Raw genomic sequence first — 15,585 nt, forward strand, 5'->3', positions numbered from 1 at the left:
GCCGCGGCGGTCGTCCTTGCGGAGCACGTGAGCATACGGCGGATCAAGATCCCTTCCGCACCTGGTCGACCTCGCGTTGCACCAACTCGCGGAGCTGCTGCGGCCCGAAATTGGTCAACGGCTTGCCGTTGACGAAGAAGGTCGGCGTCTGCTGGACGTTGTTGGCCTTCACGTCGGCGATGTCCGTCTCCAGCATACGACCCATAAGGGGTGTGGATGCCAACTTCTTGCCCTGCTGCACATCGAGGCCCGCGGCCGCGGCGAAGCGCCAGGCCTTGTCGAGATCCGGCGCGCCATGTGCGGCCCATTCCGGCTGGTTCGCCAGCAGGGTTTCGAGAACCGGCTCAAACTTATTTTGTCCTCGAGCCGCCTCAAGGATGAAGACTGCGATGTCGGACCCTTCATGGAAGGGCGTGTACCGCAGGACCAGGCGCACGTCCTTCGGGAAGTCCGCGAGGATCTGCTTGACGATGGGATAGAAGGCCCGGCAGGCCTCGCACATCGGATCGAAGAACTCCACGATGGTGACCGGGGCCTCTGGTGGGCCGATGACCGGCGAGTGCGGCCGGACCAGGGTGCCGTTGGCGACGGTGGCCGCGGAGGCAGGCTCGGCGCCCTTGCCGGAGCGGTCATACAGGAACGCGCCACCGGCGAAGGCGGCGACCACGATCAGGGCGGTCAGGATGACGAGGAGGCGCTTAGACATTGGAGACCTTTCGGCGAATGGGGGCGAGAAGAACGGCGATGGCGGTGAAGGCCGCGAGCGACAGGTAGGGAAGCGGCAGGCCCAGAACGGTCATGTCGGCGCTGGAGCAGGACGGACCCTGTCCGCAGGGCTTGATCGCCTCGGGAATGATCCCGGCGTAGAGCAGCGAGTGGAAGGCGGCGATGAGCCACCCGAGCGCGGCGATTGGCAAGGCGTAGCGCCAGACGCCGGTATCCTCGCGGAACGTCGCCACGGACAGGATGACGGCGAGCGGGAACATGAAGACGCGCTGGTGCCAGCACAGGTTACAGGGCGCCTGCCCCATGACCTCGCCGATGAACAGGGCCCCGAAGGTTGCGGTAAGCGCGATGATCCAGGCGGCGAACAGGTACGCCCACGTGTGACGGCCTGAGGTTGTGAGCAGCCCATCGGGCATGGTCACGTGACGAGTGGTGGCGGTTTGGCTCATGTCCTATCCCCGGATCGCTCGTTTGAGTTTCGCGAGCGCCGTTGCCTTGTCTTCGTGGTAGTCGATCAGGCTGACGAACCCGCCCTGTGCGTCCGTGACGATCACTGAGGCCGAATGCTCCATCGTGTAGTTGCCGCCCTCGGTGGGGACCTTGCGGTAGGCGACGCGGAAGGCCTTCGTCGCCGCGGTCACTTCCTCCGGCGTGCCGGTGAGCGCGACGATGCGGGGATCGAAGCTTTCCATGTAGGTCTTCAACAGCTCGGGCGTGTCCCGCTCCGGGTCGACCGTCACGAAGACGACGTTGAGGCGGTCGGCATCGGGACCGAGATCCTTCAGGTGCTGCGTCATCTCGAACAGCGTCGTCGGGCACACCTCCGGGCAGTGGGTGAAGCCGAAGAAGTAGACCGTCGGCTTGCCCTTGAAGGTGTCCTGCGTGACGCGTTCCCCCCGGTGGTTCACCAGCGAGAACGGGCCACCGACGTCCGGAACTCCGGTCGTCGTGATGATGGGTTGGGCGAACCGAGAACCGGACGTCTCCCCGCGGTACCAGTGCCAAGCGAAGAAACCGATCTGGAGCAGCAGGACGGTGATGAGCCCAAATGCGATCCAGCGAATGATCTTGAGAGTTGATGACATTGCACCGCCTCAGTGGCCCTGGTGAACGTTGGCAGCCGCCGGGGCGGCCTGTGCCCCGATGCCGCCGACCCGGTATTCGATCTTGAGCACGCCCGCCTTCTCGAAGATGAGCATGCCCTTCACCGTGTCGCCCGGGTTCAATCCCTGCCGCAGGTTGACGAGCATGGCGTGCAGCGCGCCCGGCTTCAGCTCCACCGTCTGACCGGGGCCGATCTCCAGGCCTCCGGTGACGGGCTCCATGCGGGCGACGCCCTCGACGACCGTGGAGCGGTGCACCTCGAAGCGTTCGGCAACAGTTGTGGAGCCGCCGACGAGGCGGTCGGGCTCCGACCCGGTGTTCTTGATCCGCATGTAGCCGCTGCCCACCTTGGCGCCACCGGGCGTGGCACGGGACCAAGGCGCCTCCACCACGATGGCTCCGGCGCGATAGGTTTCAGCGACCTGTGCCATCGCAGACGGCATGCTGCCGATGGCCAGGGTAGATAGGAGAGCAACGAGAAATCGCTTCGTCATTTTGATGTCTTTCGCCCCTCGTTGGGGACTTCATCACATTTGCAACCAGGTAACGGGGTCGGTCCGGTACCATGGGAACGGGCAACCCGAGAGAGCGTGCCCAGGGTTGACGGCGGCCATGACATGAAGGGGCCAGCCTCGGCGCGCAGTGACGGCCGCGCGGCTTCCGGCACTTGCGCCGGCGGTATCCTCAGGCTTGTGGGGGCCGTGCAGGCGGAGCCTGGGCCAGTGTCTCCGGAGCGGCATCATCCCCGGGAACCAGAGCCTGTGCGGGGCTGAACCAGCGCACCACCACGCTGGCGATCGAAACGCCCTCGACGATCTTGGCATGGCACAGGGCCGCAAGCGGGCAGGCCATCGAGCCTTCAGGCATGGACGGCCGCTCTGGCATGCAGCACGGCACCTCGATCGTCGTCACGCCATGGCCTGACGCCACCGATTCCATCTGGGTGCCGGCTCTCGTCATGGGCGCAGTCATCTCGCCGGCCACCGCGGGAACGGTGAACGGGGCAAGCACGAGCCCAACGATCGCAAGGATCGAGAGCAGACGTATGATGGCGAGCCACGGCTTCATGCCGGGAACCTCTCACATGCCCCCTGAAATGTGAAGCGCGGCACAATCAACAGCTTGTGTCCGGCGGAGAGGTAAAACGACCCATTGCAACCGGGACATTGCAGCCGTTGAGCCGTGCTCAATTTTTACGGGGAAAACGGCATCCGAAATGAAAGGTGGGTCATGCGCGTGCCATGATGCTCAGGTGGCATATCGGCAGTATTCGGAGGGGCCATGCGACCAGTCCTTGCCTTTTCCATAGCAACGTTCGCCCTTGCGTCCCAAGCCACGGCCGAGCCGTTTGATGGTCCGCCGTCGACGTATGCGGAAACTGTCAATCCGGCGCTGCGACAGGTCGGCACCGATCTTCGTGTCCGGCAAACCTCATGTGTAGCCAGCAGCCGCTGCCGTTTCGCCGCGCGTCAGGTCGACATCGAAGTGGTTGGCCCGCCGGACCGTCCCGGCACCGAGCGGATCATGATCGCGGCCACGTTTCGCCAAGGAGACAATGCGGCGGCGACGAAGCTCGTCGACGACACCCTGACCGTGCTCGGGGCGACCATGGTCGTCTACGATCCCGGGATGGTTGCGGACCGACGCAGTGAGGTTCTTCTTGAACTGGGCGACGCCGCTCTCACGGTTGGCGAAGCGCACCAGGACAGCACGGACGTCCACTATGCCCTTTCATTCGATGACGTCAGCGGGCGTCTGGAGATCACCGCTGCGACATTGCGCGCAGGACATGGTTAACGAAATCTCCGGAACGAAACAGGGTGCGACCAGTTAACTCTCGTTTAACTTTTGCCTTGAGCGGCTCCGGCCCGTTGTGTCAGGTTTGATGAACAAAACCTTAACGGCACATCGGTGGGGCAATGCGGCAACCTCTCTTCGGGTCTCTGAACACTCGGCCTTCTCTTCGGAACACGCTTCGCCTTGCGGGCTTCGCCTTGGGCCTTGCGTTCATCGGCACCGGGGTGCAGGCGCAGACCGTAACCGCCATGCCGTCCGTCTCAAAACCCGTCGCGATGGTCGGCACCGCGAAGCCGATCGTGGGTTGGGTGCGCCTTTGCGAGCAGAACCCGTCCGAATGCGCCGTCGATGTTTCCGAACCAACCACGATTACCCTTTCGGCCAAGGACTGGCAGACCCTGAACCGGATCAATCGGCAGGTGAACGCTGAGATCAAGTCCAGAACCGACAAGGACCACCTCGGCGTCGAGGATCTCTGGGGCTACGCCGAGGATGGCTACGGTGACTGCGAGGACTACCAGCTCGTCAAGCGCAAGCGCCTGGCCGAGGCTGGCTTCCCCCGCCGCGCGCTCCGGATGACCGTGGTCATCGACGAGGAGGGCGCGGGGCACGCGGTCATGATGGTTCGCACAGACCGGGGCGACCTCATCCTCGACAACAAGCGCGACGCCATCCTGCCCTGGCACAGGACGGGCTATACCTACATCAAGCGCGAAGGCGACAATGGCTCGACCTGGGCCTCGCTCGGTGGCGCGTTCTTCTCCCCGACAGCCACCGCAGGTCAATAACGGCATCGTTCGCTTCCCGAGGGCAGTTCGGGTCATCCGCCGAGCTGGCCCTCGCCTCCGGCGCCCAGACCCGGCGGCTTGCATTCCCGTGCCTGCCGGCAGGGCCAGCGCCCTGTTCCGGAAAAGGGCCTTGAACCTCTGCTGGCTTGAGGTGCTAGGTCCGCATGCCCGATATGCCGGAGGGACGCGAAGATGGACGACTGGCAGGAACGGAGACGTCGCAGGAATCTTGCGTTGGCCCTGACGCTTCTTGGCCTGGTCGTCATGCTTTACGCAGTCTCGTTCGTGAAAACCCGTGAGCTTGAGGACCAGCGCCATCGGGAGGATCCGCAGGCCCATTCCCTTGCCCCCAAGGCGCCCCCCTAGGTCGAGGGTGCCCGGCCACGACACAGTGCCATTCCGGAAACATTGAAGCCGCACCTGTTGGGGCGCGGCTCCTGTGTCTGGTTTTGCGGGGCAGCCTCTTTCGCGGATGTCCGGCTAGCCGCCGAAGAACGCGAGCACGCGCCCGAAGGTGGAAGGCCGCTCACCACCTGAGGCAGGAGCCGCTGGCTCAGGCGCTGCCGCGGCAGCAGGTGTCTGCCATCTGCCGGACTGTTCCGCTGCGCGGGCTTGGCCTGCGGCCGGCTTCTGCGAGGCATAGGCCAGTGCCGACGGGGGTTCCTGCCTCGGCTTCCCATTGGCGGCAAGGACGATCTCCTGCGGCCCCGCGGCCAAGGCCTCCGGCCGGCTCACGTCTCCAAGGCGGTTTCGGGCGCTCACGTCGACGGCAAGCGAGCTACCGTCTGCCGAGGTGTCACCGGCAAGCGCCTGCCGGAAGGTCTGGTGCTGGCCGCCGTCGTCGTAGACGAGCCTGATCGGTTGCACACCCTTGGCCACCAACTCGGCAACCTCCTGCTCGTCCTCCTGGCGCTTCTGCGCGACCGCGGCCATCACGGAGGCGTTGCCCCCGAACGCATACTGCCGGTTAGCAACAGAGACCTGCGGCTCCTCCTTAGCGACCTCGAAGATATCCGAGCCCTCCTTGAGGTTCCTCCAGAACGCGATGTTCGGGTCGTAACGGTGCTTGGCCAGGTTCTCGGCGGTCATCCGGAACGGAAAGCTCTGGAACTGGAAGCCGCGCTGGCCGCTGGCGAAGGACTCCCGCGCCAGGGCGTAGACCTCGGAGATGGCCTCGTCCGTCATGGCGAAGCACCCCATCGACGAGCACGAGCCATGCACCATCAGGTGGGATCCCGTCCGGCCATGGGCGCGGTCGTACGCGTTCGGGTAGCCGAGGTTGAACGACAGGTAGAGCTGCGAGTTCGGGTTCATGGCCGCCGGGGTGACCGTGTAGAAGCCCTCGGGCGCCTGGCGGTCGCCCTCGCGCACCTTCGGCCCAAGCTGGCCCGACCAGCGGCACATCGGGTAGGTCTTGAGGAGCGCATACTTGCCATCACGGCCGCGCTTCCAGACCTCGATCTCGGACTCCTTCTTGAAGGACCGCATCAAGATCGGATCGTCCTTGGACATGCCCTTGGTCGACATCAACGCCATGGTGGCGGGCGGGATCGGCGCCAGGTGGCGCGTGGAGCTTACGGAGCCGCCCTCGCCTTGGCAGGCGGCGAGCGCGAGCACGAGGCTCGCAGCCATTGCGATACGCTTCATCATGGGGATCCCCGCATTCCTTGACGATCCGCCCGGACGTTTCTCCTGGACGGTTCCCCGCTTCACTTAACCCATCCGCCTTAACCCTGCCTTACCGCAAGGACATCGACTTGCGGAAAGCAGGACCTTGTGACGCACAGACTGCCTGTAAGTCAGGCAGGATTGAGGCATTCGCCTCTGTCTCATCCAGGATTCACAGATTGGTCCCTCTCCACCCGCGCTGCGCCCAATATCCCACGCGGGAGTATCCAGCGCGGAACGGCGTCTCTGTACCGTTCGTAGTCGGCACCGTGCATGCGCAGCAGATGCTCCTCTTCCATGCGGATCTGCACCGAGAAGGAGATCCATGCGACAGTGACGACGGACGCGGTAACGGCTGTTGGTGCGACAAGGAACACGCCTGACACCACCACGAGCATGCCGAGGAATGTCGGGTTGCGTGACCATGCGAACAGGCCAGTCGTTACGAGGCCCGTTCGATCCTGATCGAGGCCGATGCGCCACGACGTGCCCATCTGCACCTGGGAGATGAGGATGATGGCGCTGCCGCCGACCATGATTGCCAGACCGCTCCACGCGAGGAGCGGCCGCGTCAGCCCCGGGATGAGGCCGGCGAGGCCGTCCGCCTCCGGAATTGCCACTCGCGCCATCATGAAGAGGAACAGGACGGAGCCGCCGACGCGGTAGACCCGCCCGACGAAGTCATGAGCGGTGTCGCCCCTGCCGAACCTGTCCGCCGAGCGGCCGAGGCGCTGCGACACGCGGCGCGTGAGCACCGCGAAGGCCGCACCGAGTCCGACGAGCAGCAGGACGGGAACGATGGCGGGAGGCATCATGCCGCCTCCCTCCGGCGGGCACCGATCCCGAGGCTGTCCGCCACGAGCCATATCGCGCCGAACGTGATGGCGATATCGGCCACGTTGAACGTCGGCCAGTGGTAGCTCGCGACATGGAGATCGATGAAGTCGGTCACCATGCCGTCCCTCACCCGGTCGATCAGGTTGCCGACGGCGCCGGAAAGGATCAGGGCCAGAGCCATACTCTCCTGCCAGGCCTGTGCCCTGACGCTCCAGACAGCCATGCCGATGGTGATGAGGACGGTGATGCCAATCAGGGCAAGCACTCCCCACGCCTCGTCGGCCGGCAGCAGGCCGAAGCTGATCCCCCTGTTGAATCCCAGCCGCAGGTTCGCGAACGGCAGGATCTCGTGGACTTCGCCAGGCGTGAGGGATGCCCGGGCGAGCCCCTTGGCGACTTGATCGAGCACAACCACAGGGACCGTAACCTCCAGGAGGCGGCCGATCCTTCTTGCGACCGCCATCACACCCGTCCCCCCGCTGCGAGCAGGCGCATGGCGTTGGCCGTGACCAGCACCGTCGCGCCCGTGTCGGCGAGGATCGCGGGCCACAGACCCGTGATGCCGAGGATGGTTGTCACCAGGAACACGGCCTTGAGGCCGAGCGCGATGGTGATGTTCTGGCGGATATTGGCCATGGTGTCCCGCGACAGGCGCACCATGCGAGCCACGTCCGTCACGCGGCCGTGCAGGACGGCGGCGTCGGCGGTCTCCAGCGCCACGTCGGTGCCGCCTCCCATGGCGATGCCGACGTCGGCGGCGGCCAAGCCCGGGGCGTCGTTGATGCCGTCGCCAATCTTGGCGACCACCTGCCCTTGGGCTTGGAGCTCGCGGACGATGGCCTGCTTGTCCTGCGGCAGCAGCTCGGCCCGTGGCTCGATTCCGAGACCAGCAGCGATGGCCTGCGCCGTGCGGCGGTTGTCGCCGGTGACCATCACGGCCTCCACGCCGGCCTTCTTCAGGGCCTCGAGGCCGGCCTTGGCGTCGGGCCGCGGCTCGTCACGCATGGCGATGAGTCCCGCGACCTGATCCCCGGCCAGGAGAACCGAGACGGTCTTGCCTTCCTCCTGCAAGGCTGCGATCCGAGCCTCAGCCTCGGGCGGGAGCGCGACCTTCTCGCCCGCGGCCTTGGGCGAGCCGAGGAACAGCGACACCCCACCGACGCTGCCGGTCACGCCCTTGCCGCCGACGGCGGCGCCATTGGCCGCCGGAGGGATCGGGGCCTTGGCCTCCGCGGCCTTGGCCAGGATCGCCGTGGCGAGCGGATGGCTCGATCCGGTCTCTAGGGCCGCCGCCAGCGACAACACCTCGCGTTCGGAACGTGCCATCGGGATCACGTCCGTGACCTTGGGCCTGCCCTCGGTCAGCGTGCCGGTCTTGTCGAAGGCCGCTATCGTGATCTTGCCGAGGCTCTCCAGCACGGCCCCACCCTTCATGAGCAGGCCCCGGCGGGCGCCCGCCGACAGGCCGGCGGCGATGGCAGCCGGGGTCGAGATGACGAGCGCGCACGGGCAGCCGATCAGCAGGATCGCCAAACCCTTGTAGACCCACTCACCCCACGGTGCGCCGAAGAGGAGCGGCGGCACGATGGCGACAAGGGCGCCGACGACGAGGACGGCCGGAGTGTAGTAGCGCGAGAAGCGGTCAATGAAGCGCTCGGTCGGGGCCTTGGCCTCCTGCGCCTCCTCAACGAGGCGCACGATGCGCGAGATGGTGTTGTCCTGAGCCGCCGCCGTGACGCGCACGCGCAGCGCGCCGTCGCCGTTGATCGTGCCGGCGAAGACGGTGTCATCGACGCCCTTGCGCTTGGGTACGCTCTCGCCGGTGACGGGCGCCTCGTCGACGGCGCTTTCGCCCGAGACGATCTCACCGTCCGCGGGAACGCGGTCGCCAGGGCGCACCAGGATGACGGAGCCAACGGCAAGGCTCTCGGCCTGGACCTCCTCGGTCCTGCCGTCGCGCTCCAGCAGAGCGGTCTTGGGGACCAGCTTGGTGAGACCCTGGATGCTTGCGCGCGCACGCCCCGCGGCAACGCCTTCGAGGAGCTCGCCGACGAGGAACAGGAAGACCACCATGGCCGCCTCCTCGGTGGCGCCGATGATCACGGCGCCGACGGCGGCGATGGTCATGAGCATCTCGATGGAGAACGGGGTGCCGAAGCGGGCTGCCACGAGCGCGCGCCGAGCAATCGGCACCAGTCCTATGGCCATGGCGGCAAGGAACGCCCAACGCTCCGTTGCCGGCACGAGCTGCCCGATGACATAGGCCGCCACGAGCGCCAGACCGCAGGCGATGGTCAGGAGGCCGCGCTGGCTCCTCCACCAGGGCCCTTCGGCGGCGCCATGATCATGCATGTGCCCATGCAGGCCGGCCGTGGCCTCGGCACCGTGATCGTGGTCACCATGAGCATGATCGTGATCATCACGATCATGATGACCATGATCGCCGGATTTCGATGGCGAAGCCGCGACATCCGCGGGTCCTTGCCCCGTGACCTTGTACCCGAGCGTCTTGATCTTCTGGGCCAAGGCTGCCGGGACGACCGTGTCGTCATGGGCAACGGTCACAGTCCCAGCCGGAACCGACACGTTCACGTCCGCGACGCCCGGGGTGCGCCGCAGGGCGTTGTCGATCTTGGCGGCGCAGGAGGCACAGTCCATTCCGGAGACCCTGTAGCGGGTGCGCTGTTCCTTTGGGGGCCCAGCCTCGGTCTTCTCCTCGGCGGCGCTGGGCATGTTGCATGCCTCACACATCACAAACCTCTTCACTTTGATTCGCCCGCACGCTACATCCTCTAGCGGCTAGAGGTTCAAGAGGTTTTTTTTCGATGTCCCTGACGATTGGCGAGCTGTCCCGGAAAACTGAGGTGAAGATCCCGACCATCCGGTATTACGAGCAGATCGGACTGCTAGCCGAGCCGACCCGGACTGAGGGCCAGCAGCGGCGGTACCGTCCCGAGGACGTCCGCCGGCTGAACTTCATCCGTCATGCCCGCGAGCTCGGGTTCGAGGTCGAGGCGATCCGGCAGCTTCTGGGTCTCGCCGGGGATCCCGACCGCTGCTGCGGCGAGGTGCATGACATCACTAAAGCCCATCTGGATGAGGTGAAGGATAAGATCGCACGCCTGACCGCCCTTCGCGACGAATTGGAGGCCATGGTCACCTGCGACCATCGACAGATCTCCGAGTGCCGGATCATTGAGGTCCTTGCGGATCACCGGAAGTGCCACAACACTCAGCACTGAACCTAGCCGTTGGGGTGCTGCTCAGGTCAGTGATTGACTGTGCCTCGCCCCCGGGAAGCTAGGTAGTGCCGCTCGAATGGTCCTATTCTTCAACCAGCCCATTGATATTGATATAAAGAAAACGGGACACGATGCGGAATCATATTCGATATCAATAAGTTACTCGTTCCATACCTGTCACGCGCATCCTAAAAAGGTATGTCGTCCCGGACTTCGAGGGCATTCCTGTACACGGGCTCAGGCTTGAGGACGTGCCCGTCCGCGGGCGTCCATTGCCCAGCCTCTTCAGCCCGAGCAAGCTGCCTGCACATTGCAATGGCAGCCTTGGGATTTGTACTGTCGTCCTGCTCCCACATCGCCTCGATAATCGCCCCCAACATGCCTATGCGGGTACGGGCATCCTCGCCAACATGCTCCAGGTATCTCGTCTCTCGTAGAGCCGTGTCCAGAGCATCGGGTGCAGGCCGCCCCCAATATCCATCCTCGGTAAGCATGTGGACGCTGTTGGCGAGCTTGCGCAGTGGTATGGCCAAGTAGCGGCGTCTATCCTTCCATCGCGGCTTGTAACGGCGTCTTACATTCCGTGGCTCAAGGAGTTCGGAAGCCTTGCGACGCACCCGCTCCAGCATGTCATCCCGGGAGTACTCTGGCTGGCTGTAGCGCCACATGATGTCTAGCAGCGGTTGAGGGTCGATCACGAGCCTATGGGCATGGATAAAGCGACCGAGGTCGAGGTACGGGAGTCGCTCCTGCGCTGCCACCCGCAGCATGGTCATCACATCCAGCACTTCGGGCGATGTCCAGAATGGTCCGCCGATCGCGCGCTCTGGAAGCGCATCGCTCGGGTAGAGAAGGTTGGGCGAAGCCTCGGCCGCCGCTAATGTGGCTTCCGCCTCATTGGGTTTCCAACGGCGTCCCCGTCGCACGGCGGCAAGTGCAGAGGACGTGACAATGTTGAGGCCCAGACCAGCCTTATCGATCTGGGACAGTGCATCACTGAGTCTCTTCCGGTGCTGCCGGATCGTTGCAGCATTGGCAGACTTCTGCCAGATCCTGCTGGCGAGATCATCGAGCCTCACTGTAGTGTCCCGTTCCCGGGGTAGCATGACTTCCAAGGTTTCAAGGACACGACGGGCCGTTGAAGGGAGAGACGCTTTCCGCCGATCGCGAACTGGAGCAATGCCTTCACGAACGAGAAATCTTCCGGCCTTGCTTTTCGAAGAACCCATGTAGTCAGCAACGCGCCGGACGGTGGGCCGCTTTCCCTGCTCTTGAATGTCCTCGACGGCCAATGGTGACGCTAGCTGCTCGGCTAAACGCTGGTCCCGCGTCGTCCTGGATGGCGCCCGATGCGGCTCGTACTTGTGAGATACGAAACGAGCTACACTTCGGGCCGTCGCGGTAACCTGGGAGGAGGCCATCTCGCTACCCTCCGGATGTTTTTCTAGCCAAGCCTGTAGTGTTTGCATGCACCACGCTTCAAGCGTCTCTTCCTCGCGGCCAGAGTCACCGCAAGTCCTCGCATGCACATAGGTCCGTTTCCGGAGCCAGTTGAACGCCTCCACATCGATACTCACGGCGTATCCGTCACTAGGTGCGATTTGACCATGATGATCTTCCATCACGACCCGTCGCCAATGAATTACCTGACACAGGGCGTCCCTTTCAGGGGAGTGCCGAACCGCGCAAGGGTCAAGCCCTTCCCCTGAGATGAGTTACTACTATTGATAGGAAAAACGGGACACACTCGGATAACTGGCGCCCTATCAATGACTTGGTGTGCTCTCGCCTGTCACGCAACGCCCGTCAGCGCATGGCTTGCGCTACCTATTGAGATCCGCATCGCACTCCGCGTAAAGCCGCAATGCACTGCGGAGATTCGACTTCCTTGTCGTACCCAAGGCCTTGAACTCAGGAACCGTCTCAAGGAACGACAGTGCCGCGTCGACGTCTGCGAACTTGCGTTGTCCAACAAGCTGCTGAACGGCCTTGAATTCGGAGAGAATCTGTTTGCGGCGCCCCTGGTCCATAGGCTTGTTTCTTCGGAGCCAAGTCACGAAGGGCTTCGGTACTGTCATGTCGATCACGGCTGGCCGCTCACCCTTGGAATGAGCCATGATGCACCTGCCAACGGATGCCGCAAGCGGCGGGGGAACCGCATTTGCTAAGGCTTGCATCCGCGCCGATTCTGATTTCACCGGGGACCAATCCCAACTTGCGGGAAAGCCGCCGATGAGTGCAAGTTGCTCGAATGTGGGGATTGGTAGCTTGTCCAATTCAATGACATCGCTCTCCTTCGGCCGATAGCTTGCCCCAGGGCGCTCGCGTACTCCATGTGAGATCGTCGGGGCAGGTTGATCCGTTCGCCGCGTTCCGGCGCTACTCATCCCACCTGGCATAAGCCAGAAAAGGCGGCAGGTCTCCTGAAGCTCCGCTTCATTAAGCGTATCAAGTACCCGGATATCAGCCTCCCTTAACGCATACCCGGCATCACCAGCACTGCGCCTGAACGTGGAGGTAATCGATGGCGCCGGCTCAGCCGAAGACCACAGGGAACGTCGCTCTCCTTCGTTGTGACCACGGCGAAAATAGATGCGGCCGAAATCCGGACCGAGCACGTCGGCGACGGTCATCTGCTTGGGCGATTTCGCCGCGTCGAGATGATCAAGAAGCCAGCCGTCTGCTTCACCAAGACATCCCGCCAAAATCAGCCTCTTGCGCTTTTGTGCGACGCCGTATTGCGACGCGTCGAGGACTTGTTCAGTCAATCCGTACCCAGCATTCCGGAGGATCGCGGTTATGCGCTTGAAGATAGCATAGCGCTGGAGACCCTGCACGTTCTCCATAACGAAGTACTTGGGCTTCACCAACGCTACGATGTAGGCAAACGCATCGGTAAGCTTCGCTCGCTCGTCTTCTTCCCCTTTCCGCTGCCCAGCCGAGGACCACGGCTGGCAGGGAGGGCCACCAACGATGATATCGGGGGCCAACTCCAGGATCTCTGGGATGATAGTGAGAATGTCTCCGAGTTCCGGGGCTTCTCCGTCGAACCGCCCTAGGTTGGCCTGTCGAGTCTTTTTATACCCGTTCACCTTGCGGAGCAGGGATCCCAAGTTCGCCTCGTGGATATCCAGTGCGGGCTGCCAGTAATCGTAGCCTCTTAAGATGGTGAATCCCGCGCGCTTGAAGCCGAGCGACATCCCTCCAGCGCCGCAGAACAATTCAACCAGTTTCATCTTATTTTCTTTCTGATAGTGAGAGCTCGTAATGAAGGCTGTTCACTGCCGAGCGTGACGGAAGCTTTCGTCGCAGAGCGGTAGGGCGGCAGTGAATACCACTCACTGCCGTAGAGCATCGCTGAGAGCAACAAAGCTATAAATCGCTTCACAGGGATTGTTCGCTCTGGCTATGTGCTGCGGTTCAGGTAAGGCGAGAAATCCACCTTCCGGGGCAAGGGGGCCTGCATGATCTGCTGCACTTCCTCAGGCTCAAGAAGCCGAAATCCATAGTTCGCGCCCACCCCTGTAGGAGCGTGCCCGCATTGGAAGTCCGCGTTGCGATCACCAATGTGGATGCGCAGCCATGCCTTGGTATTGTGACGTAACGAGTGAAAGACGCCACTCTGCCGGGAGTGGATTCCGAGTTCCTTCATCCAGTACGCCATACGTTTTTGGGCGGCATCGGCGGGATCCTTGGCGGTGTGGAAGACATCGAACAGCCATCCCTCTCGATGCATTGCCCACTCCACGAAGCCAGCGTCATGAAGAAGTTGATGCAAGGCAACGAGCCTTCGCGACGTCTTCGTCTTTAATGGCCGAGGCTGTTTTCGGCCGTTAACTATGATTGGCTGGCGGAGATCGATGACCACATTACCTTCAACCTCCACGAAGTCCGTACCTTGGAGGAAAACCAACTCTCCTAGGCGCATGCCCGTCATGAGACCAACAAGAGGCAACCAATGGAAATGAGGTTCGGATAATGGGCGGCTGGCTGCTGCTGCTAGCCAAGGATTCAACTTGTCTGGTCGCAATCCTTCGCGGTCGACGGAAGGCGCAGCGGATCGAGGCATGGTAATCGATACCGAGCCTAGATCTCGAACTTCCTTCACGCTCGCAGTAGCCCGTCGCCAGATGGACCGGATCTCAGCTACATATCCTTCAACAGCGGTTTCGGCCAAGCGAGCGCGGGGCTCCTTGAGCCTGTCGTTCGCATCCGCCATCTCGCGCAGCGACATCCCCGTAAAGGCTCGGATCTTCGTCCGGTTGGCTGGAACGCGACCTAGGACAGTGGCGAACGTCTGAAGATCACCAGGTAGGTAATCCTTGAGGGGCTTGTCACCAATGATATCGATGAACGCCCGGAACGACGCATCCAGTCGGTCGGCATAACGGCTGCGTTCGCCACCCGATTCTAACGCTTCGCGGCGCCCACTGAGGACAGGAGCGGCCGCAACACTGAAGAGGGTATCTCTGGTGATTCCCTGGGACGCGGGTTCAGGCGAGGGAGGAGATGGAGGCGCCGACAAGAGCTGAGCGGAAGACGTCGGTTGCGGGGGGACCACTGCCCTCTCCAGTGTGGCGAGAGTTGAGACCACGCGATCATATGTGGAACGCTCCCCTTCCCATGCCGCACCATCATGGTCGAGGGCAATTCCAATGACTCCAAGCCTCTCCCGGAAGGCTCTGATGGCATCCCGTCGAGCCAGACCTCGGGCCTCCTGCAAACGGGCATGTTCTATCCGGTCGGGATCACCGGACCATCCCCCTTCGGTCTCATCATCTATTGCAGTCTGAGCGTTCAAGACCGTAAAGGTAGCCCTCCGCTCTTCACGGCGAAGCATCTCCAGCTCGGCTGCGAGCGCGCTGAGGCTCTTGGTCAGGGTCTCGCGCTTAGTCATTGTTTCCATCCATACCGTTGCATGCCCTGCAAGGATGCGAGCGCGATGGCGTGCTTCGACAGCGTCGATCGGCCCCAACCTTAACCGGAGGGGAGTACTACCGAAGAGGTAGATAAATCGTGAAGGGATACGAAGTTGGAAAACCCAGCCAGAGGGACGGCGCCAGAGATGCATGAGACAGCTCGCTGTGTACGTTGTGGTGTACGTTCCGAGCCAAAATCAGATCATTATCTTGTTTTGTCAGATACTTAGGGAGTGGTGGGCCCGGCAGGACTCGAACCTGCAACCAGACCGTTATGAGCGGCCGGCTCTAACCATTGAGCTACAGGCCCTTCCAGGGAAGGAGGGCGACCTTCTGTCCAAGAGGAAGCCCTCCTAGCCGTGCCGGAGCACGTCCGGCGCCCTTTCATGTTCCTGTAATACATCGTGTCCCCCGTCAAGCCGGTTCTGCCATGGCGGCCCAGTCCCGGCTGTCGCATGGTCTCTTGCCGGACCGGCTCTTGATCCGGGCGGAATTCGACCATCT

General features: G+C 63.0%; 16 protein-coding genes and 1 tRNA gene. 4 read left to right on the forward strand and 13 right to left on the reverse strand.

The genetic code is table 11. The features are described from left to right. Window positions 1-43 precede the first annotated feature (43 nt). From VB618_RS16890 to VB618_RS16910, 5 genes are all read right to left on the reverse strand, one after another. Complete coding sequence (locus VB618_RS16890) at window positions 44-706, reverse strand: DsbA family protein (protein ID WP_329797898.1); 663 nt, start codon at window positions 704-706, stop codon at window positions 44-46. After that, a complete protein-coding gene (locus VB618_RS16895; RefSeq protein ID WP_442931835.1) occupies window positions 699-1,175 on the reverse strand; it encodes a disulfide bond formation protein B in 477 nt (158 codons plus the stop codon). The genes VB618_RS16890 and VB618_RS16895 overlap by 8 nt, the downstream gene beginning before the upstream one ends. A gap of 3 nt (window positions 1,176-1,178) precedes the next feature. Further along, window positions 1,179-1,811, reverse strand: a complete 633-nt coding sequence (locus VB618_RS16900; RefSeq protein ID WP_329797899.1) for an SCO family protein — start codon at window positions 1,809-1,811, stop codon at window positions 1,179-1,181. A 9-nt stretch (window positions 1,812-1,820) separates the two neighbouring features. Next, on the reverse strand, window positions 1,821-2,324 hold the full coding sequence (locus VB618_RS16905) for a copper chaperone PCu(A)C (RefSeq protein WP_329797900.1): 504 nt from the start codon (window positions 2,322-2,324) through the stop codon (window positions 1,821-1,823). A gap of 190 nt (window positions 2,325-2,514) precedes the next feature. Continuing rightward, window positions 2,515-2,898: a hypothetical protein gene (locus VB618_RS16910; protein ID WP_329797901.1), complete on the reverse strand. Its 384-nt coding sequence runs from the start codon at window positions 2,896-2,898 to the stop codon at window positions 2,515-2,517. A 213-nt stretch (window positions 2,899-3,111) separates the two neighbouring features. Between VB618_RS16910 and VB618_RS16915 the strand changes: the two genes are divergently transcribed. The 3 genes from VB618_RS16915 to VB618_RS16925 all read left to right on the forward strand — a co-directional run bounded on the left by VB618_RS16915 (window position 3,112) and on the right by VB618_RS16925 (window position 4,781). Next, window positions 3,112-3,627: a hypothetical protein gene (locus VB618_RS16915; RefSeq protein WP_329797902.1), complete on the forward strand. Its 516-nt coding sequence runs from the start codon at window positions 3,112-3,114 to the stop codon at window positions 3,625-3,627. Window positions 3,628-3,749: 122 nt separating this feature from the next. Next, complete coding sequence (locus tag VB618_RS16920; RefSeq protein ID WP_329797903.1) at window positions 3,750-4,415, forward strand: transglutaminase-like cysteine peptidase; 666 nt, start codon at window positions 3,750-3,752, stop codon at window positions 4,413-4,415. 192 nt (window positions 4,416-4,607) lie between these two features. Continuing rightward, complete coding sequence (locus tag VB618_RS16925) at window positions 4,608-4,781, forward strand: hypothetical protein (protein ID WP_329797904.1); 174 nt, start codon at window positions 4,608-4,610, stop codon at window positions 4,779-4,781. Between the two features lie 114 nt (window positions 4,782-4,895). Here the strand turns inward: VB618_RS16925 and VB618_RS16930 are convergent, their stop codons facing one another. From VB618_RS16930 to VB618_RS16945, 4 genes are all read right to left on the reverse strand, one after another. Then, window positions 4,896-6,065, reverse strand: a complete 1,170-nt coding sequence (locus VB618_RS16930; protein WP_329797905.1) for a murein L,D-transpeptidase family protein — start codon at window positions 6,063-6,065, stop codon at window positions 4,896-4,898. Window positions 6,066-6,244: 179 nt separating this feature from the next. Then, the gene (locus VB618_RS16935; protein WP_329797906.1) at window positions 6,245-6,898 is read right to left on the reverse strand and encodes a methyltransferase family protein; all 654 of its coding nucleotides are present in this window, start codon (window positions 6,896-6,898) and stop codon (window positions 6,245-6,247) included. After that, a complete protein-coding gene (gene lspA / locus VB618_RS16940) occupies window positions 6,895-7,383 on the reverse strand; it encodes a signal peptidase II (RefSeq protein WP_329797907.1) in 489 nt (162 codons plus the stop codon). Before lspA ends, VB618_RS16935 begins: the two co-directional genes overlap by 4 nt. Beyond that, window positions 7,383-9,653 (reverse strand): heavy metal translocating P-type ATPase, encoded by a 2,271-nt coding sequence (locus VB618_RS16945; protein ID WP_329797908.1) that lies wholly within the window; start codon window positions 9,651-9,653, stop codon window positions 7,383-7,385. The genes lspA and VB618_RS16945 overlap by 1 nt, the downstream gene beginning before the upstream one ends. Before the next feature lie 92 nt (window positions 9,654-9,745). Between VB618_RS16945 and VB618_RS16950 the strand changes: the two genes are divergently transcribed. Next, a complete protein-coding gene (locus VB618_RS16950; protein WP_329797909.1) occupies window positions 9,746-10,162 on the forward strand; it encodes a MerR family transcriptional regulator in 417 nt (138 codons plus the stop codon). 188 nt (window positions 10,163-10,350) lie between these two features. Here the strand turns inward: VB618_RS16950 and VB618_RS16955 are convergent, their stop codons facing one another. The 4 genes from VB618_RS16955 to VB618_RS16970 all read right to left on the reverse strand — a co-directional run bounded on the left by VB618_RS16955 (window position 10,351) and on the right by VB618_RS16970 (window position 15,391). Next, the gene (locus VB618_RS16955; protein WP_329797910.1) at window positions 10,351-11,241 is read right to left on the reverse strand and encodes a hypothetical protein; all 891 of its coding nucleotides are present in this window, start codon (window positions 11,239-11,241) and stop codon (window positions 10,351-10,353) included. Between the two features lie 744 nt (window positions 11,242-11,985). Then, a complete protein-coding gene (locus tag VB618_RS16960; protein ID WP_329797911.1) occupies window positions 11,986-13,398 on the reverse strand; it encodes a DNA cytosine methyltransferase in 1,413 nt (470 codons plus the stop codon). 170 nt (window positions 13,399-13,568) lie between these two features. Next, on the reverse strand, window positions 13,569-15,059 hold the full coding sequence (locus VB618_RS16965) for a hypothetical protein (protein WP_329797912.1): 1,491 nt from the start codon (window positions 15,057-15,059) through the stop codon (window positions 13,569-13,571). Window positions 15,060-15,315: 256 nt separating this feature from the next. After that, window positions 15,316-15,391 (reverse strand) — tRNA-Ile (locus VB618_RS16970). Between the last annotated feature and the right edge of the window lie 194 nt (window positions 15,392-15,585).

The sequence above is a fragment of the Microvirga sp. CF3062 genome (genome assembly GCF_036314045.1).
Lineage (GTDB): Bacteria > Pseudomonadota > Alphaproteobacteria > Rhizobiales > Beijerinckiaceae > Microvirga.

Coding starts and splice junctions, on each gene's coding strand:
- VB618_RS16890 (WP_329797898.1), bottom strand. CDS start 706: ATGTCTAAGCGCCTCCTCGTCATCCTGACCGCCCTGATCGTGGTCGCC.
- VB618_RS16895 (WP_442931835.1), bottom strand. CDS start 1,175: ATGAGCCAAACCGCCACCACTCGTCACGTGACCATGCCCGATGGGCTG.
- VB618_RS16900 (WP_329797899.1), bottom strand. CDS start 1,811: ATGTCATCAACTCTCAAGATCATTCGCTGGATCGCATTTGGGCTCATC.
- VB618_RS16905 (WP_329797900.1), bottom strand. CDS start 2,324: ATGACGAAGCGATTTCTCGTTGCTCTCCTATCTACCCTGGCCATCGGC.
- VB618_RS16910 (WP_329797901.1), bottom strand. CDS start 2,898: ATGAAGCCGTGGCTCGCCATCATACGTCTGCTCTCGATCCTTGCGATC.
- VB618_RS16915 (WP_329797902.1), top strand. CDS start 3,112: ATGCGACCAGTCCTTGCCTTTTCCATAGCAACGTTCGCCCTTGCGTCC.
- VB618_RS16920 (WP_329797903.1), top strand. CDS start 3,750: ATGCGGCAACCTCTCTTCGGGTCTCTGAACACTCGGCCTTCTCTTCGG.
- VB618_RS16925 (WP_329797904.1), top strand. CDS start 4,608: ATGGACGACTGGCAGGAACGGAGACGTCGCAGGAATCTTGCGTTGGCC.
- VB618_RS16930 (WP_329797905.1), bottom strand. CDS start 6,065: ATGATGAAGCGTATCGCAATGGCTGCGAGCCTCGTGCTCGCGCTCGCC.
- VB618_RS16935 (WP_329797906.1), bottom strand. CDS start 6,898: ATGATGCCTCCCGCCATCGTTCCCGTCCTGCTGCTCGTCGGACTCGGT.
- lspA (WP_329797907.1), bottom strand. CDS start 7,383: ATGGCGGTCGCAAGAAGGATCGGCCGCCTCCTGGAGGTTACGGTCCCT.
- VB618_RS16945 (WP_329797908.1), bottom strand. CDS start 9,653: ATGCCCAGCGCCGCCGAGGAGAAGACCGAGGCTGGGCCCCCAAAGGAA.
- VB618_RS16950 (WP_329797909.1), top strand. CDS start 9,746: ATGTCCCTGACGATTGGCGAGCTGTCCCGGAAAACTGAGGTGAAGATC.
- VB618_RS16960 (WP_329797911.1), bottom strand. CDS start 13,398: ATGAAACTGGTTGAATTGTTCTGCGGCGCTGGAGGGATGTCGCTCGGC.
- VB618_RS16965 (WP_329797912.1), bottom strand. CDS start 15,059: ATGACTAAGCGCGAGACCCTGACCAAGAGCCTCAGCGCGCTCGCAGCC.